This window comes from Natrinema thermotolerans, assembly GCF_031165565.1.
GTDB classification, from domain to species: Archaea; Halobacteriota; Halobacteria; order Halobacteriales; family Natrialbaceae; genus Natrinema; species Natrinema thermotolerans.
Genome location: NZ_CP101873.1, coordinates 2,515,035 through 2,536,537, shown reverse-complemented (window position 1 = coordinate 2,536,537; position 21,503 = coordinate 2,515,035). Strand labels below are relative to the sequence as shown.

At 66.2% G+C, this 21,503-nt stretch carries 24 protein-coding genes and 1 pseudogene; 13 read left to right on the top strand and 12 right to left on the bottom strand.

The features are described 5' to 3' along the window. Positions 1 to 157 precede the first annotated feature (157 nt). Both NP511_RS13060 and NP511_RS13055 read left to right on the top strand, forming a co-directional pair. Positions 158 to 850 carry a DUF1405 domain-containing protein gene (locus NP511_RS13060; RefSeq protein WP_049965842.1) on the top strand — a complete coding sequence of 231 codons (693 nt, stop codon included), beginning with the start codon at positions 158 to 160 and terminating at the stop codon, positions 848 to 850. Between the two features lie 83 nt (positions 851 to 933). Beyond that, entirely contained in the window at positions 934 to 1,569 is a 636-nt protein-coding gene (locus NP511_RS13055) for a TetR/AcrR family transcriptional regulator (protein ID WP_049965840.1), read from the top strand. A 29-nt stretch (positions 1,570 to 1,598) separates the two neighbouring features. On the opposite strand, the gene NP511_RS13050 is transcribed toward NP511_RS13055, so the two are convergent. The 7 genes from NP511_RS13050 to NP511_RS13020 form a co-directional block, all read right to left on the bottom strand. After that, positions 1,599 to 2,354: a glucose 1-dehydrogenase gene (locus tag NP511_RS13050; protein ID WP_049965839.1), complete on the bottom strand. Its 756-nt coding sequence runs from the start codon at positions 2,352 to 2,354 to the stop codon at positions 1,599 to 1,601. A 398-nt stretch (positions 2,355 to 2,752) separates the two neighbouring features. Then, positions 2,753 to 5,467: a valine--tRNA ligase gene (locus NP511_RS13045; protein ID WP_136396930.1), complete on the bottom strand. Its 2,715-nt coding sequence runs from the start codon at positions 5,465 to 5,467 to the stop codon at positions 2,753 to 2,755. 674 nt (positions 5,468 to 6,141) lie between these two features. Further along, on the bottom strand, positions 6,142 to 7,044 hold the full coding sequence (locus tag NP511_RS13040) for an HFX_2341 family transcriptional regulator (RefSeq protein WP_049965837.1): 903 nt from the start codon (positions 7,042 to 7,044) through the stop codon (positions 6,142 to 6,144). A 50-nt stretch (positions 7,045 to 7,094) separates the two neighbouring features. Further along, entirely contained in the window at positions 7,095 to 7,322 is a 228-nt protein-coding gene (locus tag NP511_RS13035; protein WP_049965836.1) for a DUF7860 family protein, read from the bottom strand. Positions 7,323 to 7,371: 49 nt separating this feature from the next. Then, positions 7,372 to 8,010, bottom strand: a complete 639-nt coding sequence (locus NP511_RS13030) for a DUF6517 family protein (protein WP_049965835.1) — start codon at positions 8,008 to 8,010, stop codon at positions 7,372 to 7,374. A 47-nt stretch (positions 8,011 to 8,057) separates the two neighbouring features. Continuing rightward, a complete protein-coding gene (locus tag NP511_RS13025; RefSeq protein ID WP_049965834.1) occupies positions 8,058 to 9,536 on the bottom strand; it encodes a sodium:solute symporter family protein in 1,479 nt (492 codons plus the stop codon). Continuing rightward, positions 9,533 to 9,784, bottom strand: coding sequence for a DUF3311 domain-containing protein (locus NP511_RS13020; protein ID WP_049965833.1), 252 nt, complete (start codon positions 9,782 to 9,784; stop codon positions 9,533 to 9,535). Before NP511_RS13020 ends, NP511_RS13025 begins: the two co-directional genes overlap by 4 nt. Before the next feature lie 176 nt (positions 9,785 to 9,960). Here NP511_RS13020 and NP511_RS13015 point away from each other — a divergent pair, with 176 nt between their 5' ends. The 5 genes and pseudogenes from NP511_RS13015 (at position 9,961) to NP511_RS13000 (ending at position 12,919) form a co-directional block, all read left to right on the top strand. Next, positions 9,961 to 10,782 carry an ArsR/SmtB family transcription factor gene (locus tag NP511_RS13015; protein WP_049965832.1) on the top strand — a complete coding sequence of 274 codons (822 nt, stop codon included), beginning with the start codon at positions 9,961 to 9,963 and terminating at the stop codon, positions 10,780 to 10,782. Continuing rightward, positions 10,755 to 10,862 (top strand): annotated as a pseudogene (locus NP511_RS22980) (hypothetical protein); the annotation flags it as partial. The gene NP511_RS13015 and the pseudogene NP511_RS22980, both read left to right, overlap by 28 nt. A 6-nt stretch (positions 10,863 to 10,868) precedes the next feature. After that, the gene (locus tag NP511_RS13010; RefSeq protein WP_257720307.1) at positions 10,869 to 10,994 is read left to right on the top strand and encodes a hypothetical protein; all 126 of its coding nucleotides are present in this window, start codon (positions 10,869 to 10,871) and stop codon (positions 10,992 to 10,994) included. Between the two features lie 185 nt (positions 10,995 to 11,179). Beyond that, on the top strand, positions 11,180 to 12,616 hold the full coding sequence (gene dnaG / locus NP511_RS13005) for a DNA primase DnaG (protein WP_049965831.1): 1,437 nt from the start codon (positions 11,180 to 11,182) through the stop codon (positions 12,614 to 12,616). 39 nt (positions 12,617 to 12,655) lie between these two features. Continuing rightward, positions 12,656 to 12,919: a hypothetical protein gene (locus NP511_RS13000; protein WP_233274342.1), complete on the top strand. Its 264-nt coding sequence runs from the start codon at positions 12,656 to 12,658 to the stop codon at positions 12,917 to 12,919. Positions 12,920 to 12,949: 30 nt separating this feature from the next. Here NP511_RS13000 and NP511_RS12995 read toward each other — a convergent pair whose 3' ends face one another. Further along, positions 12,950 to 14,275: a DUF92 domain-containing protein gene (locus NP511_RS12995; RefSeq protein ID WP_049965830.1), complete on the bottom strand. Its 1,326-nt coding sequence runs from the start codon at positions 14,273 to 14,275 to the stop codon at positions 12,950 to 12,952. A gap of 159 nt (positions 14,276 to 14,434) precedes the next feature. Between NP511_RS12995 and NP511_RS12990 the strand changes: the two genes are divergently transcribed. Continuing rightward, positions 14,435 to 15,040 (top strand): undecaprenyl diphosphate synthase family protein, encoded by a 606-nt coding sequence (locus tag NP511_RS12990; RefSeq protein WP_006647823.1) that lies wholly within the window; start codon positions 14,435 to 14,437, stop codon positions 15,038 to 15,040. 7 nt (positions 15,041 to 15,047) lie between these two features. Here NP511_RS12990 and NP511_RS12985 read toward each other — a convergent pair whose 3' ends face one another. Then, positions 15,048 to 15,422: a DUF7344 domain-containing protein gene (locus NP511_RS12985; RefSeq protein ID WP_006647824.1), complete on the bottom strand. Its 375-nt coding sequence runs from the start codon at positions 15,420 to 15,422 to the stop codon at positions 15,048 to 15,050. Between the two features lie 84 nt (positions 15,423 to 15,506). Next, positions 15,507 to 16,439, bottom strand: a complete 933-nt coding sequence (gene uppS, locus NP511_RS12980) for a polyprenyl diphosphate synthase (RefSeq protein ID WP_006647825.1) — start codon at positions 16,437 to 16,439, stop codon at positions 15,507 to 15,509. Positions 16,440 to 16,605: 166 nt separating this feature from the next. Here uppS and NP511_RS12975 point away from each other — a divergent pair, with 166 nt between their 5' ends. The 4 genes from NP511_RS12975 to hemA all read left to right on the top strand — a co-directional run bounded on the left by NP511_RS12975 (position 16,606) and on the right by hemA (position 20,360). Then, positions 16,606 to 17,022 carry a DUF5778 family protein gene (locus NP511_RS12975; RefSeq protein WP_006647826.1) on the top strand — a complete coding sequence of 139 codons (417 nt, stop codon included), beginning with the start codon at positions 16,606 to 16,608 and terminating at the stop codon, positions 17,020 to 17,022. Between the two features lie 250 nt (positions 17,023 to 17,272). Beyond that, positions 17,273 to 18,355 carry a siroheme decarboxylase subunit beta gene (gene ahbB, locus NP511_RS12970; RefSeq protein ID WP_049965827.1) on the top strand — a complete coding sequence of 361 codons (1,083 nt, stop codon included), beginning with the start codon at positions 17,273 to 17,275 and terminating at the stop codon, positions 18,353 to 18,355. A 29-nt stretch (positions 18,356 to 18,384) separates the two neighbouring features. Then, positions 18,385 to 19,038 carry a precorrin-2 dehydrogenase/sirohydrochlorin ferrochelatase family protein gene (locus tag NP511_RS12965; RefSeq protein WP_049965826.1) on the top strand — a complete coding sequence of 218 codons (654 nt, stop codon included), beginning with the start codon at positions 18,385 to 18,387 and terminating at the stop codon, positions 19,036 to 19,038. Continuing rightward, positions 19,038 to 20,360: a glutamyl-tRNA reductase gene (hemA, locus tag NP511_RS12960; protein WP_049965824.1), complete on the top strand. Its 1,323-nt coding sequence runs from the start codon at positions 19,038 to 19,040 to the stop codon at positions 20,358 to 20,360. Before NP511_RS12965 ends, hemA begins: the two co-directional genes overlap by 1 nt. A gap of 108 nt (positions 20,361 to 20,468) precedes the next feature. Here hemA and NP511_RS12955 read toward each other — a convergent pair whose 3' ends face one another. Then, a complete protein-coding gene (locus tag NP511_RS12955; protein WP_006647830.1) occupies positions 20,469 to 20,798 on the bottom strand; it encodes a hypothetical protein in 330 nt (109 codons plus the stop codon). Between the two features lie 142 nt (positions 20,799 to 20,940). On the opposite strand from NP511_RS12955, the gene NP511_RS12950 reads away from it, so the two are divergent. After that, a complete protein-coding gene (locus NP511_RS12950) occupies positions 20,941 to 21,201 on the top strand; it encodes a glutathione S-transferase N-terminal domain-containing protein (RefSeq protein WP_006647831.1) in 261 nt (86 codons plus the stop codon). A gap of 23 nt (positions 21,202 to 21,224) precedes the next feature. Here the strand turns inward: NP511_RS12950 and NP511_RS12945 are convergent, their stop codons facing one another. Beyond that, complete coding sequence (locus tag NP511_RS12945; RefSeq protein WP_049965823.1) at positions 21,225 to 21,422, bottom strand: hypothetical protein; 198 nt, start codon at positions 21,420 to 21,422, stop codon at positions 21,225 to 21,227. Between the last annotated feature and the right edge of the window lie 81 nt (positions 21,423 to 21,503).

The window sequence follows — 21,503 nt, the reverse complement described above, 5'->3', positions numbered from 1 at the left end:
CGGCGGTCGGTCACCGCCGTTGCGCCGTCGACCGCCGGATCGCTCGCGAGTCGCTCCCGAGGCCGGCCGCGGTCACGGACCGGACCACTGCTCGAGGCAGCGCGTGCCGGTTCGGAGACCGCTACTGTTTTGCGGGTGCCGTCCGTCGCGCCGGACGATGACCGCGTCGACTCGGACGGCGGAGCGCGGACGCGCGGACGACGAGGAGTCGCTCCCGGCCTATCTCGCGCCGGTCCCGAGAGCGCTCGAGGACCTCGGCCTGCGCTTTGCGTGGCTGGTCGTCGCGATCAACCTCGCGGGGACGGCCTTTGGCTTCTGGTACTACTCGGGACAGTTCGCCGGGACCGCGACCGCGCTGTGGCCCTGGGTGCCCGACAGTCCGCTCGCGACGCTGTTTATCGCGCTGGCGATCGCCGCCTGGAAACTGGGTCGCGAGCAGCCGTGGCTGACCGCGCTCGCCTTTTTCGGCAACGTCGTCCTCGGCCTGTGGACGCCGTACACGCTGCTTGCCTTCGCCGACTCCTACGCGTACCTCCCCGTCTGGATGTATCACTTCCTCTTCTGGAGTCACCTCGCGATGGTCGTCCAGGCCTTCGTCCTCCACCGGATCAGCGACTTCCCGGTGTGGGCCGTCGGCGTCGCCGCCGTCTGGTACTGGAGCAACCTGATCGTCGACTACTTCGTCCCGATCGTCGGCGAGCCCCACCACACGATCATCCCCGTCGAGCGCGCGAGGGCGATGTTCCTCGAGGCCGACGCACTGGGCGTGATCGCCGCCGGCGAGGTCACGTTCGTCCTGCTGGCACTGTTTCTCGCGCTCTCGATCCGGGTGCAAAAACTCGAGACGTAAACGGGAACGGGCGGAGCGAAGCAGCGATCGACCTCGATTCGGGACCCGAAAGGAACACGCTACTGGGGCGGCAGGACTCGGGTATGTGTGCTTCGGACGCGATCGACGAGATGGACCCCGGGAAGCGAGACATCATGGAGGCGACGTACACCGCCGTCAGTAAACACGGGTACAGCGACCTCACGATCCAAGACATCGCGGACGAGTTCGAGAACAGCAAAACACTGATCTATTACCACTACGACGGGCGAAACGAACTGCTCGTCGACTTCCTCGACTACGTTCTACAGCGGTTTCTCGCGGAACTTCCGGCCAGTTCGGAGTCGCCTCGAGACGAACTCGAAACGCTCGTCGACACGCTGTTACCGACGACCGTCGACGAGGAGCCGTATCGCGTGATGCTCGCGATGTTCGAACTCCGGGTCAACGCGCCCCACGACGACGACTGTCGGGAACAGTACCTGGCTGTCGACGACGAACTCAAATCGCATCTCACGGACATCCTCTCGCGCGGTCTCGAAGCCGGAGACTTCGAACGGATCGATCCGGCAGTGGAGGCGGAACTGCTCCTCTCGCTGTTGATCGGAACGCGGGCACGGCGTCTCACCGTCTATGAGCCGGCAGAGTCGATCGACTCGCTCAAGGCCGCGATCGAGTCCCACATCGACCGCATCTCGGCCGACGCCGACTCGAGCGCGCCCCGAGCGGACGACGACTGAACTGGATTCGTCGGATCGGGGCTCCCCACTCAGGCGAGTTTTCCGCCTTCGACCGGAAGGGCGTGACCGTTCACGAACGACGCGTCCGCCGAGGCGAGCCACGCGACCGTACTGGCGATTTCCACCGGTTCTGCCATCCTGTCGAGGGGCTGTTCGCCGGTGATCCGTTCGACCGCATCGGGGTGTTCCTCGAGCGATCGTTCCACCATCGGGGTCCTGACGACGCCCGGACAGACCGCATTGACGCGAACACCCCGATCGGCGTAGTTGACGGCCGCAGATTTGGTGAGCCCGACGACGCCGTGTTTGCTCGCCGTATAGGGTGCGGTCCCATCAGCTGCGAGGCCGGCGATCGAAGACGTGTTGACGATCGCACCGCCGTCCCCCTCGACGAGTTTCGGGAGTTCGTATTTCATCGACAACCAGACGCCCGTCAGATTGATGTCGAGAACGCGGTGCCAGTTCTCCGCCGTCTGTTCGGTCAATGGCGCGTTTTCCCCCTCGATACCCGCGTTGTTGTGGGCCACGTCGAGGCCGCCGTAGGTTTCACACGCGGTTTCGACCATCCGTTCGACGTCGTTTTCGTCGGTGACGTCGACTGCCACGAAGGTCGCTTCACCACCGTCCGCTTCGATTCCGTCGACGGTCTCGGTTCCGCCGTCCTCGTCGACGTCGGCGACGACGACCCGTGCCCCTCGAGATGCGAACTGTTCTGCCGACGCCCGTCCGATACCCGATCCCGCTCCCGTTACGATCACCGTCTTCCCGTCGAATTCGTCCGGCATACTTGTATTGAATATTTGGTTAATATATAAATCTTGGGTCACTCCCTCCACAGACGACACGTTCAGACCAAACACGGTGTACTCGGTTCGGACTCGTCCCTTCTCGAAGCGATCCGGATCGCTCCGGGTCACCGAACGGAGACAACAGCTCCTCACTATCGCGAATACCTCACAGAATCGTCCGAACACTGCCCAGTCGGGTGGGTGTCACGCCGCACGACCCTCGGTGCGAGCGCCAGAGGACCGTTCCGGTCGCCGACCGCGACGGATGGCGAAAACGGCCAGCACCGTCCGCGATGGAGCAGTCAGCCGCGACGAACGGCGGCAGTTAGCGAACTGCAGTACTGATTTCTCGACGTTCCAACGGGGCTCCGACGGACCCGCTTTCGGCGGCCGTTTCAGCCCTCGAGGATGACGACCGCCGATTCGGTCTCGATCATCTCGCCCTCGCCGGAGTAGGTCCGCTCGAGTTCGACTTCGAACAGGTCGTCCTCGAGTTCCTCGCCGGCGACGCGCAACACACCGTCGTCATCGTGGTCTCGCGGCTCATCGCCGCTCGACTCGTCCGCGGAGCGTTGCTCCGCGCTCACGATCTCGTACTCGCCGCTCTCGATCCCGGCGTCGATCTCGCCGACCTTCGAGCCGAACTTCGGCCCGAGCGTCGAGTAATCGAGGTCGATTTCGGCGACCTCGGTCGAGATTTGGGGCTCGTCCTCGAGCAGAGTCAGCTCCCGCACGTGCATCACGTTCCGGATCGCGTCCTCGAAGCCGTCGACCGGGCCGTAGACCGACACCAACTCGAGGTCGGCGTTCAGCGGCAGCTGGTTCTCGCTTTTGTACCGGCGCAGCGCGGAGATGACCTCCATGGCGGTCTCGCCGGCCTCGAGATCGGCCTCGTATCCCTGCGGTGCGGGCCAGTCGCGGACGTGGATGCTGCTGTCCTCGAGGGCCGCCTCGCCGTCCGCGTAGACGGCCTGCCAGATCTCCTCGGTCGCGTGGGGCAGGAACGGGGCCCAGAGTTCGAGGAAGGTCCGGTGGGCCGTCCGCAGCGCGTACTGCGTCGACGGGTTGTCCTCGCGGGTCTTGGCGATCTCGAGGTAGTCGTCACAGAAGGTACTCCAGAAGAACGTTCGCAGGCGGTCGCGGGCCTTCGCGAACTCGTAGTCCTCGAAGTGGGCGGTCAGATCCGCGACGGCGTCGTCGAGTTCCGCCAGCAGCCAGCGGTCGATCGCCTCGAGGTCGGCGGGTTCGTCGGGCTCGCGCGGTGCGAGGGTGTCGACGAGCTTCGAGGCGTTCCAGAGCTTCCGGAGGAGTTTCTCGCCCGCGGTCAGGTCCTTCTCCTGGTACGGGAAGTCGTCGCCGACGGCGGCGCTTGCGGCCCAGAACCGGACTGCGTCGACGGGATACTCCGCCAGGACCTCGTCAGGGGCGACGATGTTCCCTCTCGATTTCGACATCTTCTCGCGGTTCTCGTCTAAGACGTGGCCGTTGATCATCGTCGCGTCGAAGGGCACCTCGCCGGTGTGTTCGTAGCACTTGACGATGGTGTGGAACAGCCAGAAGGAGATGATGTCGTGGCCCTGCGGACGGAGATCGAAGGGGTAGAGTTCGGGGTTGTCCATCGTGAACGCCTCGCTGTCGGCGTCCCAGTCCCAGCCGGCGTTGATCAGCGGCGTCAGCGAGGAGGTCGCCCACGTGTCGAAGACGTCCTCCTCGGCGACGAACTCGTCGTGGCCACACTCCGGACAGTGATCGACGGGTGGGTCGTCGCTCAGCGGATCGACCGGAAGGTCCTCCTTTGCGGCCATGACCTCGTGATCGCAGTCGGCGCAGTACCAGACCGGGAACGGAATCCCCGAGTCGCGCTGGCGCGAGATGAGCCAGTCCCACTCGAGGCCCTCGATCCAGTGCTGGTAACGAGAGAACATCTTTTCGGGGTACCAGTCCATCTCCCGGCCGGCCTCGAGGTACTCCTCCTTGTGATCCAGAATTTCGACGTACCACTGCTTGGAGACGCGGTACTCGACGGCGGTATCACAGCGTTCGTGAACCTGCACGGCGTGGGTGATCTCCCAGCGGTCGCGCAGGGAACCCTCGGCCTCGAGGTCCTCGACGATGGCCTCGCGGGCCTCCTCGGTGGACATGCCCTCGTAGTCGCCGGCGAGGTCGGTCATCGTCGCGGACTCGTCGATGGCCACCCGCAGCGGCAGGTCGTGGGCTTGGTACCACTCAATGTCGTTCTGGTCGCCGAAGGTACAGCACATCACGACGCCGCTGCCTTTCTCCATGTCGACGCGTTCGTCCTCGATGATCGGCACCTCGTGGCCGAAGATCGGGATGCGAGCGGTCTCACCGACGAGGTCCTGGTTCTCCTCGTCGTCGGGGTGGACGAAGACGGAGACGCAAGCGGGGATCAGCTCGGGGCGCGTCGTCGAGATAATGAACTCGTCGCGGTCCGTCCCGTCGCTCGCGAGTTCGAACGCGATGTCGTTGAAGTGCGAGCCCCGTTCGTCGTCTTCCATCTCGACCTGCGAGATGGCCGTCTCGCACTCGGGACACCAGATCGCGGGCGCTTTCTTCCGGTACTCGCGGCCCTTCTCGTAGAGATCGAGGAAGGACAGCTGGGAGATCCGCTGGACGCGCGGTTCGATCGTCTTGTAGGTGTTGTTCCAATCGATCGAGGTCCCGAGGTTCTGCATCTTCTCCGTGAACTCGGCCTCGTACTCCGTACAGACCTCGCGGCAGAGTTCCTGGAACTCCCGGCGCTCGTAGTCCTGATGGCGAATGTCCAGTTCCTTCTCGGTCAGGCGCTCGCTCGCGATCCCGTTGTCGTCGTAGCCGAAGGGAAAGAGGACGTCGCCGTCGGCCATCCGCTGGAATCGCGCGGCGAAGTCCTGCAGGGTCGAGCCGTAGAGATGGCCCATGTGCAGGCTCCCCGAGACCGTCGGCGGCGGGGTGTCGATCGCGTAGACGGTGTTGGGATCGCGCTTCTCGTCGCCGTCGTAGGCGTAGACGTCCGAATCGACCCAGCGCTCCTGCCAGCGCGACTCGACCGCCTCGGGGTCGTAGCCGCCCTCGAGGCTCGGCTCGTCGGCCTGTTCGGGCGCGTCCATGCTCATGCTCTCACCGCCCGTCGCGGGCGTCGTCGATCCGTCGAAGTTCGAACGTGCAGTCGATTGTCGTCCATAGAGCGGTCGTTGTGCTGTGAATGCTGGTCGGCGACAATACATCCGTCGAAACGGGGTGGGAATGCGGGGCTACGGGGCCCCTACGAAAACGGTGCCGCACGGGCCGTCGAACGGGTCGGTCGCCGCGACGGACTCGATCATACGTCTCACTTGCCCCGGGAACGGTGTTAGGTGTTTCGTCGTCCACTGTCGATCGCTACTCGGAGAATTACCGGTCTTCTACTCGTTCACCCAACCACTATACTAGTCGAGTATTATCGATTGAGGTATCGCACATGCGCCAAAGAGAACAGCGTCGAAATTGCTGTTATTGAGAGTAATACTGTGAGTAGAAGCTGATTCGAAAGATAGGTGTAATATCCGAGGAGTGAGAACGCCACAGCAGACAGAATTCGACTACTGTCTCTTCGCTCGGTATGTAGATGCAGATACAGGCCGAGAGACGCGATAACAAGCGAAATAGGAACGATCACCCATGGATCTCCGAGACCGGAGATACCTCCGAAAGCCTCTCGCATACAGATATGAAATCAATTTCTATTCTGAAATAACTTTTGTCTATATTATGGTCTGTCGAAGAAAATCAACCGCCGAGGATCTCATTCGTCTGCATCGTCATCCGAGTGGGCCCGCACCCACAGTTCGCCGATCCGCGACAGCCGCGTCCGGTAGGACTTCCCGTGTTCCTCGCGCTCGATGTAGCCCTTGCCGCCCGGCCCCAGCCGGTCGACGTTGTAGATGACCTTCGAGCGGAAGCTATCGGTGTACTCCTCGTTGAGTTCGCGGGCCAGTGACTCCGCAAGTTCCGAGACGGAGTCGAACTCGCCGTCCTCGCCGAGCTTGTAGAGGATGAGTTCCTCGAAGGGCTTGACGTTCGAGAAGGAAGCGACCGGTAACTCGACGATGTGCTTGCCGTCGATCTCTTTCGCGCCGATCGTCGTCCCGCGCTCGTCGAACTCGGCCAACAGGTCCCGCGCGCTCTCGAGGCGGGTCGCGATCCGGTCGTCTTCGGGGTCGTCGTCGTTCCGGAGGTCCTCGAGCAGGGCGATCTGCTCTCGCAACTCCTCGGCGAGTTCCGTCTCGAGGTACTTCTCGGGGGCGGTGTAGTAGGTGTGGATCCCCTCGCGGTCCTCCTGGCGCTCGACCATCAGCGAGTGGGCAGCGTTGGCGAAGGCGAAACTCACCGTCCGGGGCATCGCGGCGACGTTGACCCAGACCTCGTTGCCGGCGTCCAGTTCCGCAGTAATGAGTTCGTAGGCCTGCTCGAAGGCGTCGTCGTAGTCGTAGACGTCCTCGAGGACGAACCGATCGGTGTCGGCCCCCAGCAGGTTCTTGAAATCGGTCTCGAGTTTCTGAGAGAGGTGGCGGGAGTACTCGACGTTGGCCTCGCTCCCGACCGCGCCCTCGAGCAGAATGACGCTGTCGACGTCGATCTGATCGCGGACCAGCGGCGCGATCAGCCGGTCGTAGTCGAAGCCGACCGGGACGATGTGGGTTTGCATGGCTGGGGATTAGACGGGGCCGATACAAAACCCCTCGAATCTCGGCCGCGTCACTCGGTCAGCGGCATGACGATCCCGAACACGAACGGCGACGCGAATCCGATCGCGAAGCCGACGAGTGCCATCGCGAACAGCAGCGTGTTCTCCCACTGCGGGAGCGAGCCGAAGAGGGCGTGACCGACCAGTTCGGTCCCCGTTCCGACGACGAAGAGCGCGAGGCCGACAAAAAAGCCGGTCTTCGTCAGTTTCGAATAGTTCCGACCGCCGTAGTGTGCCATGGTTGAGTGATCACGCCCCGATCACCTAATTATTACGACAGAGCGACGGTCAGTCGCCGTCGGAGGCCTCGAGGTCGAGCCCCCGGAAGAGGTCCACGATCGCCTCGCGATCACGGGCCGGATCGACGTCGAGGGCGGCCGCCAGCAGGTCCGACTCGGGGGCCTCGAGCGGAAGGAGGCCGCCGGCCAGCGTGTAGGACTCGCCGTCGGGCCAGACCGCGGCGTGGACCTCGGCGTCGATGGTCACGGAGTCGTCATCGGGCGTCCCGCCGTCGGTCGCCGCGGTCGCATCGATCGGGTACGCGGCCTCGAGGACCGTCAGGTGGCCGATCGCGCCGTCGGGCCGGTCGATGTACTCGTTTGCGCGTTCCGCGCCGACCTCGATCCCGTCGTCGGCGAGCGTCTCGACGACGCCGTCACGGGCCTTCGGGGCGGCCAGCTCGAGGGCGTCGCCGGGGTCGAGCCCGATCGCCGAGAGGGAGGGGCTGATCGCGAGGTCGACGGTGAACAGCGACCGGGCCGGGACCGAGCCGTCGGCGCGGAGCCGCTCGAGGGCGTCGGCGGTCGGCCGGTGGCGGAAGACGGCCGTCTCGGCGGTGATCGTGGCCAGCGAGAGACTCCGGTCGTCGGTCCGGCCGCCGACGTGGTGCCAGTCGTCGGCCACTGCGGGCGGCAGATCGATAGCCATCGCCGACGGATACGACGGCGGGGCGGTTCAGCGTGGCGGTTCGGCGGTCAGTCCGCGCCGAGTCGATCGAAGTAGATCGTGCGACGCTCCTCGGCTGCCGGCGACGTGACCAGTGAGACGGCGACGGTGACGACGAGGCTCAGCCCCATTCCGACGATGCCGGCCGTCCAGCCGGCGTAGGAGCCGGGGACGACGGCGAGGAAGAGACTCGAGAGGTAAAAGCCCTGACTGGCGAGGATGCCGGCGGTGATACCGGCCCGCGTGATCGACCGCCAGTAGAGCGCGAGCAGGACCGGCAGCGCGAGCTGTGCGAAGCCGCTGAACGCGGCCTCGCCGAGTTCGAACAGTCCGGCCGGACGGAACAGGCTGCCGAGAAACGCCGCGGTCGCGAAGAGGACGACACCGCCGCGGGCGATCAGGTCTTCCCGGCGGTCGGAGAGGTCCCGTTCGACGAAGGGTCGGTAGAGGTCCCGCGTGAAGTACGACGAACCAGACAGCAACATCGAGTCCGAAGAGGACATCATCGCGGCCATCGCGCCGGCGATGACCAGCGCGGCGAACCAAGTCGGCGTGTACTCCGCGAGGACCAGTGGCAGGACGTTCGCGCCCTCGGGGACCGCGACCTCGAGGCCGGCGGCCCACGCGCCGAGCATGAACGACGGAACGAACAGGAGGACACACAGGATCGGCCAGAGGGCAAAGGTACGCTTGAGTACGGTTTTCGAGCCCGCGGCGAAGAAGCGCTGGTTGACCTGCGGGAACATCGCGACGCCGAAGCCGATCGTGATCGCCGTCGAGAGGATCCACTTGACGGTGTAGTAGTCGCTGCCAAGCGAGAGGAAGCCGGCGGTGTCCGGGTTCGACGCCAGCGCCTCGGTCGCGGCGCCGGGGCCGCCGACGGCCGACAGCACCCACAGCAGCGCGACCCACGTGGTCACGAGCATGAACACGCCCTGTAACGTGTCGGTCCAGGCGATCCCGCGCATCCCGGCGGCGACGACGTAGAGGATCATGAACGCGGTGATCAGCCCGGCCCCCGCGGCGTAGGAGACCGCGCCGTTCGTGAGTGCCTCGAGGGCGGTGCCGGCCCCGACCTGCTGGAGCATGACGTACGGGAAGAGCCACACGAGGCTCACGGCGGCGACGAGCCCGCGAAGCCACCGCGAGCCGAAGCGGTCGCCGAGCATCTCGCCGAGCGTGACGTAGCCGTGTTGCCGGCCGAGCAGCCACTGCTTGTAGCCGATCACGTACCAGAGGACGGCGAAGATGATCCCGTCCATCAGCCCCATGACGAGGATCCACTCGGGGCCCTGCGCGTAGGCGACGTTCGGGCCGGCGAAGAAGGTAAACGCCGACAGCAACGTCGCAAACGTCGTAAAGAGCAGGACGACGGTTCCGAGGGTTCGGCTCGCCAGATAGAAGTCCTCGGCGGTGCGGTCGGTCAGCCGGTAGGCGACCAACCCGACGGCGAGGGCCAACAGCAGGTAGCCGATGATGATCGACAGCTGGATGGCGACGGCGTTCATCGGCGGTCACCTCTGACGTCAGTCCCGTCGCGCGAGCCGTCAGCGGCCGTTTCGATGCCGAGTCCCCAGGCCCGCTGGGCGAACAGCCAGAAGGCGACCGACGCGAGACACATCCAGCCGACGTGCCACCAGAGCCAGACCGGCAGTCCGGCGACGACGGTCGAGGAGCCCCACAGGAACCACGGCACGGTCAGTCCGGCGAGGACGACCGCGGCTGCGAGCCACGGCAACAGTTCAGTCCGGCGCATGTCGGATCGTTCGTCCCGACATGGGTAGTTCTTGCCCTTCGAATACCGATATCGAAGAAATATATTCATCGATAGGGCATCCCCACCATGTCCTGCGGTTTCCGGTAGGTGAAATCGGTCTTTCACCGAGGAAAAAGAGTATATGTGTTTGTCATCGAATAGGAACCGACACCTGTATGGCTCGTCTGTTTCCCTTTCGCTCCGAAACGAACGCCGAGGAAGGCACGCCCCGCGTCGTCGATCTCGAGGGAGAGGACGCCGACGCGGTCTTCGCCGCGCTCTCGTCGACGACGGCACGGCGGATCTACGCGCATCTAGACGGCGAGCCGGCGACGCCGAGCGATATCGCCGAGGCGGTCGATTCCTCGATCCAGAACGTCCGCTACCACCTCGAGAAACTCGAGGGCGCGGGGCTGGTCGAAATCGTCGATACGTGGTATTCCTCGCGGGGCAACGAGATGAGCGTCTACGCGACGACCGACGGGCCACTGATCGTGACCAGCGACGAGTCCCGCGCGACGCGGCTCAAGGAGGCGCTCTCGCGGCTGCTTGGCGGCGTCGGCGTGCTGGCCGGCGGAAGCCTGCTGGTCCAGTACGCGGCGACGCGGTGGCTCGGACCCACGGACGGGCAGCCGACGGACGATAGCGGGGCACAGCCCGTCGGGGCGGACGGTGGGGCCGACGACGGCTCGAGCCCTAAATCGACCGAGGACGGGAACGATATGGGGACGACAGACGTTGGCGAAAACGACAACGGAACCGCCGGCGATGCGGGTGCGGACGGTGCCGACGGTGATGTGGGTGCAGACGGTGCCGACGGCGACCTCCTCGAGAACGCCACGGACAACGAGACGGTCGGCAACGTTGCCGACGGCGGCGCGGAAGTGGCGGATGCAGTCTTCGGAACCGTTCCGCCGGGACTGCTGTTTTTCCTCGGCGGGTTGACCGTGCTGCTCGCGGTCGCGGCCTACTGGTACTGGTACCGACCGGCGTACTGAGGGAGTACGACCGCCCGCTGCCGGAGATTTCGGCCGAGGCAGTCAAGCGGGTCTCCGTCTCGCTCTCTCACACGCAGGTCCCGAAGTTGGCGGACGCGGACCACGTCCGCTACAGTCAGGAGCGAGATGAGGTCGCGCTCCTGGATCACGTAGCGCACCTCGAGCAACTCCGGCGCTATCTCGCGGCCGAGCGATCGACCACGAACGGTTAGTGCAGCCAGCGACGACCGCGCCCTCGCGGGATCACACGAGACGAGTCACGGAGTGTCCGACCGGGAGCCGGGATGCAAGGCTGGCACGGGTCAACAGCTATTTGCCTTTCACGAACGAAATCGTATATAAATCGGTCTCTGTACGCGTTTCCCGCGTCACCGCCCCTCACGGGGACAGATCTCCCATGGAAGACACCTCGAAATACCTCATTCACGCGGACGTGACGGCCGACGGGGTCGTCGAACGCAGCGACGTCGTCGGTGCCATCTTCGGCCAGACGGAGGGCCTGCTCGGCGACGACCTCGACCTTCGCGACCTCCGTCAGTCCGGCAAAGTCGGCCGTATCGACGTCGAAATCACGAGTACCGGCGGCCAGTCACACGGCCAAGTAACCATCGCGACGAGCCTCGACAAGGTCGAAACCGCCACCCTCGCGGCCGCCTTCGAGACGATCTCGCGGGTCGGGCCCTGTCGGGCCGCCCTCGAGATCCGCGAGATCGAGGACGTCCGGGCGGCAAAGCGAAAGGAAGTCGTCGACCGGGCGAAGGAACTGCTCCGGACCGGCTTCGACGACACGATCATGTCCTCCGACGAGATCCTCGCGGAGGTCCGCCAGCAGGTCCGCGTCGAGGACATCACCGAGTACGAGGGGCTGCCCGCGGGTCCCCGGGTGACGGACAGCGATGCCATCATCGTCGTCGAAGGACGAGCAGACGTCCTCACGCTGTTGAAATACGGCATCAAAAACGCCATCGCCGTCGAGGGGACGAACGTCCCCGACGCGGTCGCCGAACTCACCCGCCACCGTACCGTCACGGCCTTCCTCGACGGCGACCGCGGCGGCGATCTGATCCTCGAGGAACTCGCACAGGTCGGCGACATCGACTACGTGGCCTTCGCCCCGGCCGAGGGCTCCGTCGAGGACCTGGACCATCACGAACTGTTCGCCGCCCTCCGGAACAAGGTCCCCTACGACACCGTCGCCGAACTGAACGAACCCCGGGAGGCGGTCGCCGCGACCGACGGCAGTGCGACGCCGTCCCCGCCGCCGACGGACGCCGGACCCAACGCGACCGACCGTCGAGAGACGACGGCCACGACCGAGACCGGGGCCGGCGACGGGGCGACCGCCGCCGATGCCGACCCGACGCAGCCGGCGAAAGCGAAGACCGAACGGACGGCCACGACCCGATCGGCGGACAAGTCCGGACCGAACCGAACCGGTGCGGAGTCGTCCCCGGCATCCGGCGGTGACCGGACGGCCGCTGATGAGGCCGAATCGGACGACGATCGCTCACCGGAAACCGTCTACGGCCACGCAGCCGCCGTCGTCCGTGCGGAGACCGACCGCGTTCGGTTCCTCGACGGCGACGGGGAGACGATCGACGAGGTCCACACCGGCGACGCGTACGACGCCCTCGAGGACCTCGAGCCGGTGCCGACGACGGTCGTCCTCGACGACGCCTTGGGACAGCGGCTGCTCGATCTGGCGGCCGACCGCGGCGTCGACCGGATCGTCGCCCGCTCGCTCGGGCAGTTCACCAAACGGCCGACGGCCGTCCGGATCCACGCGATCGACGAGATCGCCGAGCGACCGCCGGAGACGAATAAGAGCCACTGAACCGGGTTTCGTACTGATCGCAGGAGAGTCGTGGGCCGGGTGGACAGTGCTGGCAGTGGCTCCGACGGCGTCCTCACCGGCCGGGAGCGGTCCGAACCGTTGATAGGCGGCGAGTGCCGAGCGGCCGGTAATGGCACACCCGCGACCGCCGCGCTCGCGCTGCTCGGCGTCTGGATTCTCGTGACTCTGTGGGCAACGACGACCGCCGCCAGAGGGCAAGCGCGGGCCGACGATCGATTCGGTCTCGAGGAACAGTCCGAACAGTCACTCGAGGAGCCGTCGTTCTCGACTGCGGACGACTGACTCGTGTGCCGGTTTTCGTCCACGCCAACGTCAGCCGAGGAGGGGAACGACCATCACCAGCGCGGCGCTGGCGAGCGCGCCGGACAGCGTCGCGAGGAAGTTCACGCTCTGATTACCCAGCAGCGGCCCCTCAAGGGTCGCCCCGAGGAGGCTGTCGACGGTCATCCCGACGACGCCGGCCGCGACGACGATCGCCCCGCCGACGAGGTCGATCTCGGGGAAGACGCCGGCGGTGATGGCGGCGACGACGGTCGCGCCCGTGAGACCGGCGAGTTCGCCCTGCCACGTGACGCCGCCGTCGGTGCCTGGTTCGACCGGCTCGAGCGTCGTGATAAGCCGGGGGCGATCGAAGACGCTACCGATCTCGCTCGAGAGGGTGTCGCTCATTGCGGTCGCGATCGAGCCGGCGAAGGCGAAGAGAAAGAGTTCGGGTTCGTGGGGGAGCAATCCGGCGTCGCTGGCCGCGTAGCCGAGGACGGCGACGAGCGCGACCGCGGCGTTGCCCAGGACGTTGCCGCTGCCGCGGGCCCCGTTGTTGTCCTCGGCGACGCCGAGTTCGGTCTTGCGGTCGTACCGGAACTTCGTCGAGAGGCCGCCGATGGCGAAAAAGGAAACGAGGACGGCGACCCAGCCGTACCCCCCGAGAACGATCGTCAGCAAGACGAGCAAGACGCCGGTGAGCATCCCGGCGATCGAGGCCGTCTCGAGGGCGTAGGAGGCGTAGCCGAGCGCGACCGTGACCGCGAGCGCGACGACGATCTCGAGGCGGCCGATTGAGGGGCCGAGTTCGGCGAGCAGCCACAGCAGGAGGCCGACCGAGAGGACGACGATCGGGTCGTCGGACCGCAACAGCATGTCCCGGAGCAACGCGCCGAGAACGGCACCGCTCGCGGCCAGAAAGACGACGACCGGCAGCGCCGCGGCGACGGGATCGCCGGCGAGAGCCCGCGTCCCCGCCAGTCCGGCGACGGCGGCCAGGCTCCCCGCGAGACAGAAACCGGCGACGCGAACGACGTCGTTGTCCGTCCGGAGCCTGACGAGTTGCTCGCCGAGATTACCGTAGCCGACCAGCAGGATCGTCCCGACGAAGACGGCGACCGGCATCGACGCCGCGGTCGCGATGAGCCCGAGGGCGACCCCCGCGAGGACGAACGTGATCAGGCCGTACAGCCGCGCGTCCTCGTAGTCGCCCGGGTAGGCGAGCAGGTCGAACAGCGACCCCTCGGGGACGAGGTAGGCCCCGAGCAGGACGACGCCCGCGACGGCGGCACCTACCTGCGGACCGAAGAGCGGCACGGCGAGCGAGAGCGTACAGAGCGCCGCGAACACGCCGGCTCGCCGAACGGGTGCTGTCACGATATCGATCCCTTTCTGTGGCGGTTACTTCAAGCTTCGTGAACCGCTCGAGGCGGGTATTACCGCACTCAGCGGCCCCACTCCGGACGAATCGGCCGGCCGTCGAACGACCGGTCCGAACCCGTAACCGGTATAGCAGCCGCCGAGAAAATCGCCGGTGTGGGACTGTACGAACGGTACCTCGCCTTTCGGATCCGGCGTCACGACGGCGACCCGCCCGATCACGTCGCGCTCGTGATCACCGAACGCGATCTCCTAGAACGGGGAGCCTACGAGACGCTGACCGATTTCTTCGAGTGGGCCACGGAGTACGCATCGCGGATTACGGTCTACGTGAGCGTCCTCGACGAGGCCGCGGTGCCGGCCCTGCAACGGGAACTCGAGACGATCGATGCGCCGCGGCCGGTCGCGGTTCGAGGCCCGGGCGATCGGGCCCGGGCCGACGCGCCGATCCGAATCGGGATCGGGCTCGGCGGGAAACACGAGTTCACCAGCGCGGTCCGGACGCTGGCCGAACGGGTCGAAGCGGGCGAGTTAGCGCCCGACGAGATCGACGACGACAGCGTCGAGGACCACCTGATATTCCCGTCGGAGCCGGATCTGGTGATCAAGACCGGAGCCGAACGGCTCTCGGATTTCATGATCTGGCAGTCGGTCTACTCGGAACTGTACTTCACCGACGTGAACTGGCGGAACTTCCGCAAGCGGGACTTCCTCCGGGCGGTCCGAGAGTACTGTAACCGGTCGCGGCGGTTCGGCCGCTGATCGCGGGTCACGGGGACGCGTTCGGCCCCGATCGGTCGGGCAGCGATGGGTCCGTGAACGGATCCGCGGCCGCGACGACCGGGCGCTCGAGACGGATTCGACCGGTTTCACCGTCGTACTCGAGAACGTCCGCACCCGCGAGTTTCGGGAGGACGACGTGGACGAGCGACGCTTCAACGGTCCGCTCGTCGGCGCCGTCCCGGTCGGCGACGACGGCGGCCAATTCGGTGACCGAAACCGGTGGTTCGGCCGCCGATAGCGCGTGCAAGGCGAGACGCGTCCGCGGGTTCGCGAGGAGCGTGTACGCCTCGTCGAGCGGGACGTTCGTCAGCCGAACGAACCGTTCGACGTCGACTGGAGGGGCGGTGTTCGGAGTCGGCATCACGACTACTACTGCCATAATGACAGTGAAATGTCTTCTGGTGGCTGAAGTAGTCGTTACCGGTGGGGACGAGAACCGATGCGGTCAGTCCGCGGCCTGACTACCCGAGTCACCGGCCTCGAGATCGTCGGCGTCGGGCCGTTCGGCGGAGGGCAGCGAGTCGCGGAACCGATCGACGATCGCTCGGGCCTCGGCGAGTTCGGTCTCGCTGACGGCACCGAGCAGGGCCAGCGCGCGCCGGGCGCGGGTCCGCCGCCACGATTCCGCCCGGTGTTCGTAGGTTCGGATCCCCCGGAGGAAGTCGGCCTTGGAGAACTCCGGCCAGTAGGGTGTACAGAAGAAGACGGCCGCCTCGTTGCCGTTGGCGTGCCAGGGCAGGAAGTTCGAGGTACGCTCTTCGCCGGCGGGTCGAATTATCAGGTCGACGTCCCGGATCGGCCGGTCGTATAGCCGGCGTTCGATGTCCTCGATGTCAATCTCCTCGGGGTCGAGGTCGCCCGCCTCCACGTCCGCGGCGACTCCGCGGGTGGCCTCGAGCAGTCGCGAGCGACCGCCGTACGCAAGCGCGATGTTGAGCGTGAACCGGTCGTAGTCGTGCGTGCGGCGTTCGGCGTATTCGACGGCGTGTTGGACCCGCTCGGGGAGCATGTCCGTCTCGCCGATCACGCGAATGCAGACCTCGTTGTCGTGGACGCGGTCGGCGTCCGCGAACTCGTGGAGTTTCTCACACAGCAGGTCGAACAGCGCCTCGTTTTGCTCGTCGGGACGGTCGAAGTTCTCCGTCGAGAACGTGTACAGCGTCAACTCCTCGACGCCGATGTCCTGACACCATTCGAGGACGTGTTCGGTCGTCTTGGCCCCCGCACGGTGGCCTTCGTGGGCATCGCTGCCCCGCTTGCGGGCGTATCGTCGGTTGCCGTCTTGAATGACGGCGACGTGGGTCGGCGCACCCGACACTTCGCGGGCGAGCAACCGCTCGTACGCCGCGTCGACGCGTTTTCGGAGCCACCGCTTCATTACTCGAAGGAAGGTCACCGACGCGTATGTGTCTTGCGTGTCCTTCTCCGAGCGCGAAACCGATTTGATACCGTGTATCGAGACGGGTAAAATCCCGCCGAACGACGGGTCGATCGGCCCGTCCGAACCGTGACGGCTTTGGGCCCGGCCCCTCACGGTTCTGACAATGGCAGACGCGAACCAACAGCCGATCGACGAGGACCTCTACCAGCGGACCAAGGCACTGCTCGAGCCCGGCGAGATCGACCTCAACGGGGCGATCGTCCACACCGACTACGACGGTCAAGAGGACGTCAAGATGATGCAGGCGACGATCGACGTCGGCGATATCATCGCCGAACAGTCGGGCTACGACCCGACGGACTGTTTCGTCCACTCGGGCAACGACGACCCCGACTTCTCCTCGAACCAACACCAGGGCCTGACGCTGGAGGACGAGGAGTTCGTCTGGGAGTGTCAGCAACTGCTGCGAGAGGGCAGCTTCGACATCGTCATCTACTACCGGGCCACGGCCGACCACGAAGCCATCCTCGAGGGAATCCGCGAGTTGGGGTTCGACGTGACCGGCGTCGAAGGCGAGTAAGACCGTCGCGTGTGACCGACAGCCGGTGCCCGAACCGCTGTCGGTCGGCCGACGTGTTCGGGGGGCAGGACGATGCCGTCCGTCGTGCCCGCGAAGCGGATCAGACGGGCTATTTCGAGTCGACGACCTGCTTCATACCGACCGGTACCGCACTACTGGCGTGAACCGTCGGCAGCAGACAGCCGGCCGTGTGGACGGCCGGATCCGAGGTTCCAATCCGCTTATACACCGTCAGTCCCGAGGGGTTCGTATGACCACGGACGTCGATCTCACGGAGCGCGAGCGGGCGGTCGTCAACGCCTATCAGGGCGGGTTCCCCGTCGTGGAACGACCGTTCGAACCGGCGGCAGCCGCCATGCGCGACCACGGGGTCGACATTACGGCCACCGAGCTGCTCGAGACGATCCGCGACCTCGACGACCGGGGCGTTCTCTCGCGGTTCGGGCCGCTCGTCAACGCCCAGGAGATCGGCGGCGCGGCGACGCTGGTCGCCATGCACGCCCCCGAAGACCGGTTCGACGAGATCGTCGAGACGGTCAACGATCACCGCGAGGTGGCCCACAACTACGAGCGCGAACACCCCCACCTCAACGTCTGGTTCGTCGTGAGCGTCGCGGACGAGGACCGCGTCGCGGCGGTCCTCGACGAGATCGAGGCCGAAACGGGACAGGAGACGTACAATCTGCCGAAACAGCGGGAGTTCCGCGTCGAGGCCAAGTTCTACGTCGACGGCCCGCTGGACGGCGACGGGGACGTCGAGGCGGCCGGCATCGACCGCTCGGATCTGGGGCCCACGATCGAGCCGACCGACGCGGCGACGCTTGCCCCGGCCGAACGCGACCTCGTGATCGAGGTCCAGGACGGCATGCCCCTGACGGCGACGCCCTACGCCGATGTCGCCGACGCGATCGGGCAGGACCGCGAGTGGGTCCTCGAGACGATCAAGCGGTTCGAACGCGAGGGCAAGATCCGCCGGATCGGCGTCGTGCCGAATCACTACGCCCTGGGGTACACGGAAAACGGCATGACGGTCTGGAACGTCCCCGATGAAATCGTTCCCGAGGTCGGCCCCGAAATCGCCGCACTTCCGTTCGTGACACACTGTTACCGGCGTCCGCGTCACGAGGGCGTCTGGCCGTACAACTTCTTCGCGATGACCCACGGCCGTAGCGAGGCCGAAAGCCAGCAGCGAGTCGAACACGTTCGGGAACGGATGGAGGAGTACTGGGACGTAACGGCCAACGACTGGGATACCTTGCACTCGACGCAGATCTTGAAGAAGACCGGCATACGAATGGCGGAACGAGCGGACGCGAACACGAGAGCGCAGTAACGCCGCCCGTCCGACACAGATCTTCGACAATGATACCGCTTTTGCACGATTTCACGAACGAGACGGTGCTGATCTTCGGCGGCGGTCCCGTCGGGGCCCGGAAGGCCCGGCGGTTCGCCCGCGAGGCGCGGGTGATCGTCGTCAGCCCGGCCTTCGCCGATCGCGAGTTCGGCGGGGCCGAACGGGTCCGAGCCGCGCCCGACCCCGCGGACGTCCCGGCGTGGCTCGAGCGGACCGAGCCCGCTCTGGTCGTCGCCGCGACCGACGACGCGGCGGTCAACGAGGCCGTCGCCGACGCGGCCCGCGAGCGGGGGGCGTTGGTCAACCGTGCCGATCGCTCGGGGGAACGCGACGTCGGCAGCGTCGTCGTCCCCGCGACCGTCCGCGAGGATCCGGTGACCGTCGCCGTCGCGACCGGCGGCACCGCGCCCGCGCTGAGCAAGTACCTTCGTGAAGAACTCGAGGAGACGCTTTCGGGGGCCGGCGAGATGGCGCGGGTCTGTGGCGAGTTGCGGGCGGAACTCAAGGCCCGCGACGTGCCGGCGGAGCGCCGCCGGGCGATCGTCACCGACGTCGTCAATTCCCCGGACCTTTGGACAGCTTTACGTACGGGTACTTCCAACTGTGCCCAAGTGATCGAGGACGTGTTCGGCGAGGAACGCTCAGGGGGTGATCGAACGTGATGTCGACCGGAGTCGTCACTGCGGCGCGAGTGACACACGGAAGCGGTAGCGTCGACCAGCTCGCCGCTGCCAGTCCCGACGGCCAGTCAAGCGCCGTCGAGGAGCTGCTGGCCGTTCCCGACATCGAGGAGGCGTACGTCCTCTCGACGTGCAACCGGGTCGAAGCCTACGTCGTCGGGCCGGACCACGCCGTCGGTCGAGCCGCCCTCGAGGAGTTCTTCGCCGGCGTCGCGGACGAGGCGGTCGTCGTGACCGACCACGACGAGAGCTTACGCCATCTCATGCGTGTCGCCGCCGGCCTCGAGTCGGTGATCCTCGGCGAGGACCAGATCATCGGGCAGGTCCGGACCGCCTACGAGGATTCGCGCGACGCCGGCGGCATCGGCTCGATGCTCGAGGCCGGCGTCACGAAGGCGATCCACGTCGGCGAACGCGCCCGCACCGAGACCGCGATCAACGAGGGCGTCGTCTCGCTTGGCTCGGCCGCGACCCGCCGGGCCGCCGAGGAGATCCCGCTCGAGGACGCGACCGCGCTGGTCGTCGGGGCCGGCGAGATGGGGCAACTCGCCGCGCGGAGTCTCGCGGCCGCCGACGTCGCGGAAGTCGTCATCGCCAACCGGACCATCGCCCACGCCGACCATCTGGTCGCCGATCTCGAGGCCGAAACCGACGCCCGGGCCGCGCCGCTCGAGGCGCTCGATTCCGTCGCCTCGCGCGCCGACGTCGTCGTCACGGCGACAGGTAGCGAGGTGCCGGTCCTCGAACCCCGCCACCTCGAGGGCCCAAGCGAGCAGGTCGTCGTCGATCTGGGCCAGCCCAGAGACGTCGCCCCGGCGGCCGACGACCTGTCGTCCGTTCGAGTCTTCGATCTGGACGACCTCGAGTCGATCACCGCGGAGACGCGCGACAAGCGCGCCGACGCCGCCCGCGAGGTCGAGGCGATCGTCGATCGGGAGTTCGATCTCCTGACCGAACAGTACAAGCGCGCCCGCGCCGACGAGGCCATCGCGGCGATGTACGAGGCCGCCGAGCGGATCAAAGAACGGGAGGTCGAGACCGCCCTCTCGCATCTCGAGGAGCCGTCGGAGCAACACCGCGAGGTCCTCGAGTCGATGGCCGACTCGCTGATCAACCAACTGCTCGCCGCGCCGACCAAGAGCCTGCGAGAGGCCGCGGCCGAGGACGACTGGAGTACGATCCACACCGCCTTGCAGTTGTTCGATCCGGAGTTCGGCGAGAACGACGGCCCGATCGCTCCCCCCTCGATCGCTCCCACCGCCGGGAGCGGCGAGGCGAGCATCGGCGCGACCGACGACGACTGATTAGTGCCGTTCTCGAGGAGCTTTCCAACCGCCGAGAGCCACGGGGCCGTCGCTGGGAGCGTCGTGACCCGGAAAACCCCTACCCGTCTCCGTGAGCGCCGTGACTGCCTATCGCTCGGCCGAGCCGTACTCGACGTGGACCGTCGGGACGCTCGCGGAGTCGGCCGCCTCGTTGCCGTTCCAGTCCACGAGTCGGACGTTCGCCATCTGTCCCGAAAACCGGAACCGCTGGACGCCGACGTCGATCGCGCCCTCGGCGACGCCGCCGGAGACGACGGTCCCCTCGGCCACAGGGTCGTCGGCCAGCATCTCGAGGTCGCCGTCGACCGAGATCTCGAAGTTCGATGGAACGCCCCGTCCGACGATCGTGACGAGGTTCGGAAGTGTCTGGGTGGCGTCCGCGGCTGTACTGTTCTGTACCGGAGTGTCGCGTGCCATGGCTCGATAACGCGAGGGTCCCGGCATAAGCTTTCCTGTCGAAATAATGGTAAGATGGCGTGAATACGACGGTCAGGTGACCGGTCGACGCCGGCGGCTGCCCGGCCAACGTTGATGGCGATCCGTGTGGTCGGACCGACGAATGCTCGAACTCTATCAGGCGGAGGACTGCCCGCATAGCGCGACGGTTCGGGAGACGTTGACGGAACTCGGCGTCTCGTACGTGATTCACAACCCCCGTCGGCCCGGAAGCGACGGCGAGGTTTGCAACGAATGGGCCCACGAGGCCATGACGGACCTCGGTGGCACGGACGCCATCCCCTTCCTCGTCGACACCGACCGACAAGAACAGCGCTACGAGAGCGACGAGATCGTCGACTATCTCGAGGAGTACTACGGGTAGCGACGGCCGCGCCGTTCGATACGTCAGTCGCTCGAGGGAGCCAGTTCGCGAGCCAGAACCGTCCCGAGTCCGTCGGGCGTCGTCGGCCGGACGAGCGACTCGCTCGAGTCGATCGTGTGGCCCGTTTCGACGTAGTGGTCGATCGCCGCCCGAGAGCGGTCGCGCTGGTCGGGGTCGTCGTCGGCGGTCGCGTGCCAGTCGCAGTCGAGACAGTACTTCATCGTAACTCCGAATCCGACTGCACTCCTGAAGCCCTTTCGGTGAGACGGTGGGTCGCCCATCGCTCTCGAAGCGGCCGAACG

Excerpts from the sequence above, each read along its gene's own strand:
- NP511_RS13060 (WP_049965842.1), top strand. The coding sequence starts at position 158 with ATGACCGCGTCGACTCGGACGGCGGAGCGCGGACGCGCGGACGACGAG.
- NP511_RS13055 (WP_049965840.1), top strand. The coding sequence starts at position 934 with ATGTGTGCTTCGGACGCGATCGACGAGATGGACCCCGGGAAGCGAGAC.
- NP511_RS13050 (WP_049965839.1), bottom strand. The coding sequence starts at position 2,354 with ATGCCGGACGAATTCGACGGGAAGACGGTGATCGTAACGGGAGCGGGA.
- NP511_RS13045 (WP_136396930.1), bottom strand. The coding sequence starts at position 5,467 with ATGGACGCGCCCGAACAGGCCGACGAGCCGAGCCTCGAGGGCGGCTAC.
- NP511_RS13040 (WP_049965837.1), bottom strand. The coding sequence starts at position 7,044 with ATGCAAACCCACATCGTCCCGGTCGGCTTCGACTACGACCGGCTGATC.
- NP511_RS13035 (WP_049965836.1), bottom strand. The coding sequence starts at position 7,322 with ATGGCACACTACGGCGGTCGGAACTATTCGAAACTGACGAAGACCGGC.
- NP511_RS13030 (WP_049965835.1), bottom strand. The coding sequence starts at position 8,010 with ATGGCTATCGATCTGCCGCCCGCAGTGGCCGACGACTGGCACCACGTC.
- NP511_RS13025 (WP_049965834.1), bottom strand. The coding sequence starts at position 9,536 with ATGAACGCCGTCGCCATCCAGCTGTCGATCATCATCGGCTACCTGCTG.
- NP511_RS13020 (WP_049965833.1), bottom strand. The coding sequence starts at position 9,784 with ATGCGCCGGACTGAACTGTTGCCGTGGCTCGCAGCCGCGGTCGTCCTC.
- NP511_RS13015 (WP_049965832.1), top strand. The coding sequence starts at position 9,961 with ATGGCTCGTCTGTTTCCCTTTCGCTCCGAAACGAACGCCGAGGAAGGC.
- dnaG (WP_049965831.1), top strand. The coding sequence starts at position 11,180 with ATGGAAGACACCTCGAAATACCTCATTCACGCGGACGTGACGGCCGAC.
- NP511_RS12985 (WP_006647824.1), bottom strand. The coding sequence starts at position 15,422 with ATGCCGACTCCGAACACCGCCCCTCCAGTCGACGTCGAACGGTTCGTT.
- uppS (WP_006647825.1), bottom strand. The coding sequence starts at position 16,439 with ATGAAGCGGTGGCTCCGAAAACGCGTCGACGCGGCGTACGAGCGGTTG.
- NP511_RS12975 (WP_006647826.1), top strand. The coding sequence starts at position 16,606 with ATGGCAGACGCGAACCAACAGCCGATCGACGAGGACCTCTACCAGCGG.
- ahbB (WP_049965827.1), top strand. The coding sequence starts at position 17,273 with ATGACCACGGACGTCGATCTCACGGAGCGCGAGCGGGCGGTCGTCAAC.
- NP511_RS12965 (WP_049965826.1), top strand. The coding sequence starts at position 18,385 with ATGATACCGCTTTTGCACGATTTCACGAACGAGACGGTGCTGATCTTC.
- hemA (WP_049965824.1), top strand. The coding sequence starts at position 19,038 with ATGTCGACCGGAGTCGTCACTGCGGCGCGAGTGACACACGGAAGCGGT.
- NP511_RS12955 (WP_006647830.1), bottom strand. The coding sequence starts at position 20,798 with ATGGCACGCGACACTCCGGTACAGAACAGTACAGCCGCGGACGCCACC.
- NP511_RS12950 (WP_006647831.1), top strand. The coding sequence starts at position 20,941 with ATGCTCGAACTCTATCAGGCGGAGGACTGCCCGCATAGCGCGACGGTT.
- NP511_RS12945 (WP_049965823.1), bottom strand. The coding sequence starts at position 21,422 with ATGAAGTACTGTCTCGACTGCGACTGGCACGCGACCGCCGACGACGAC.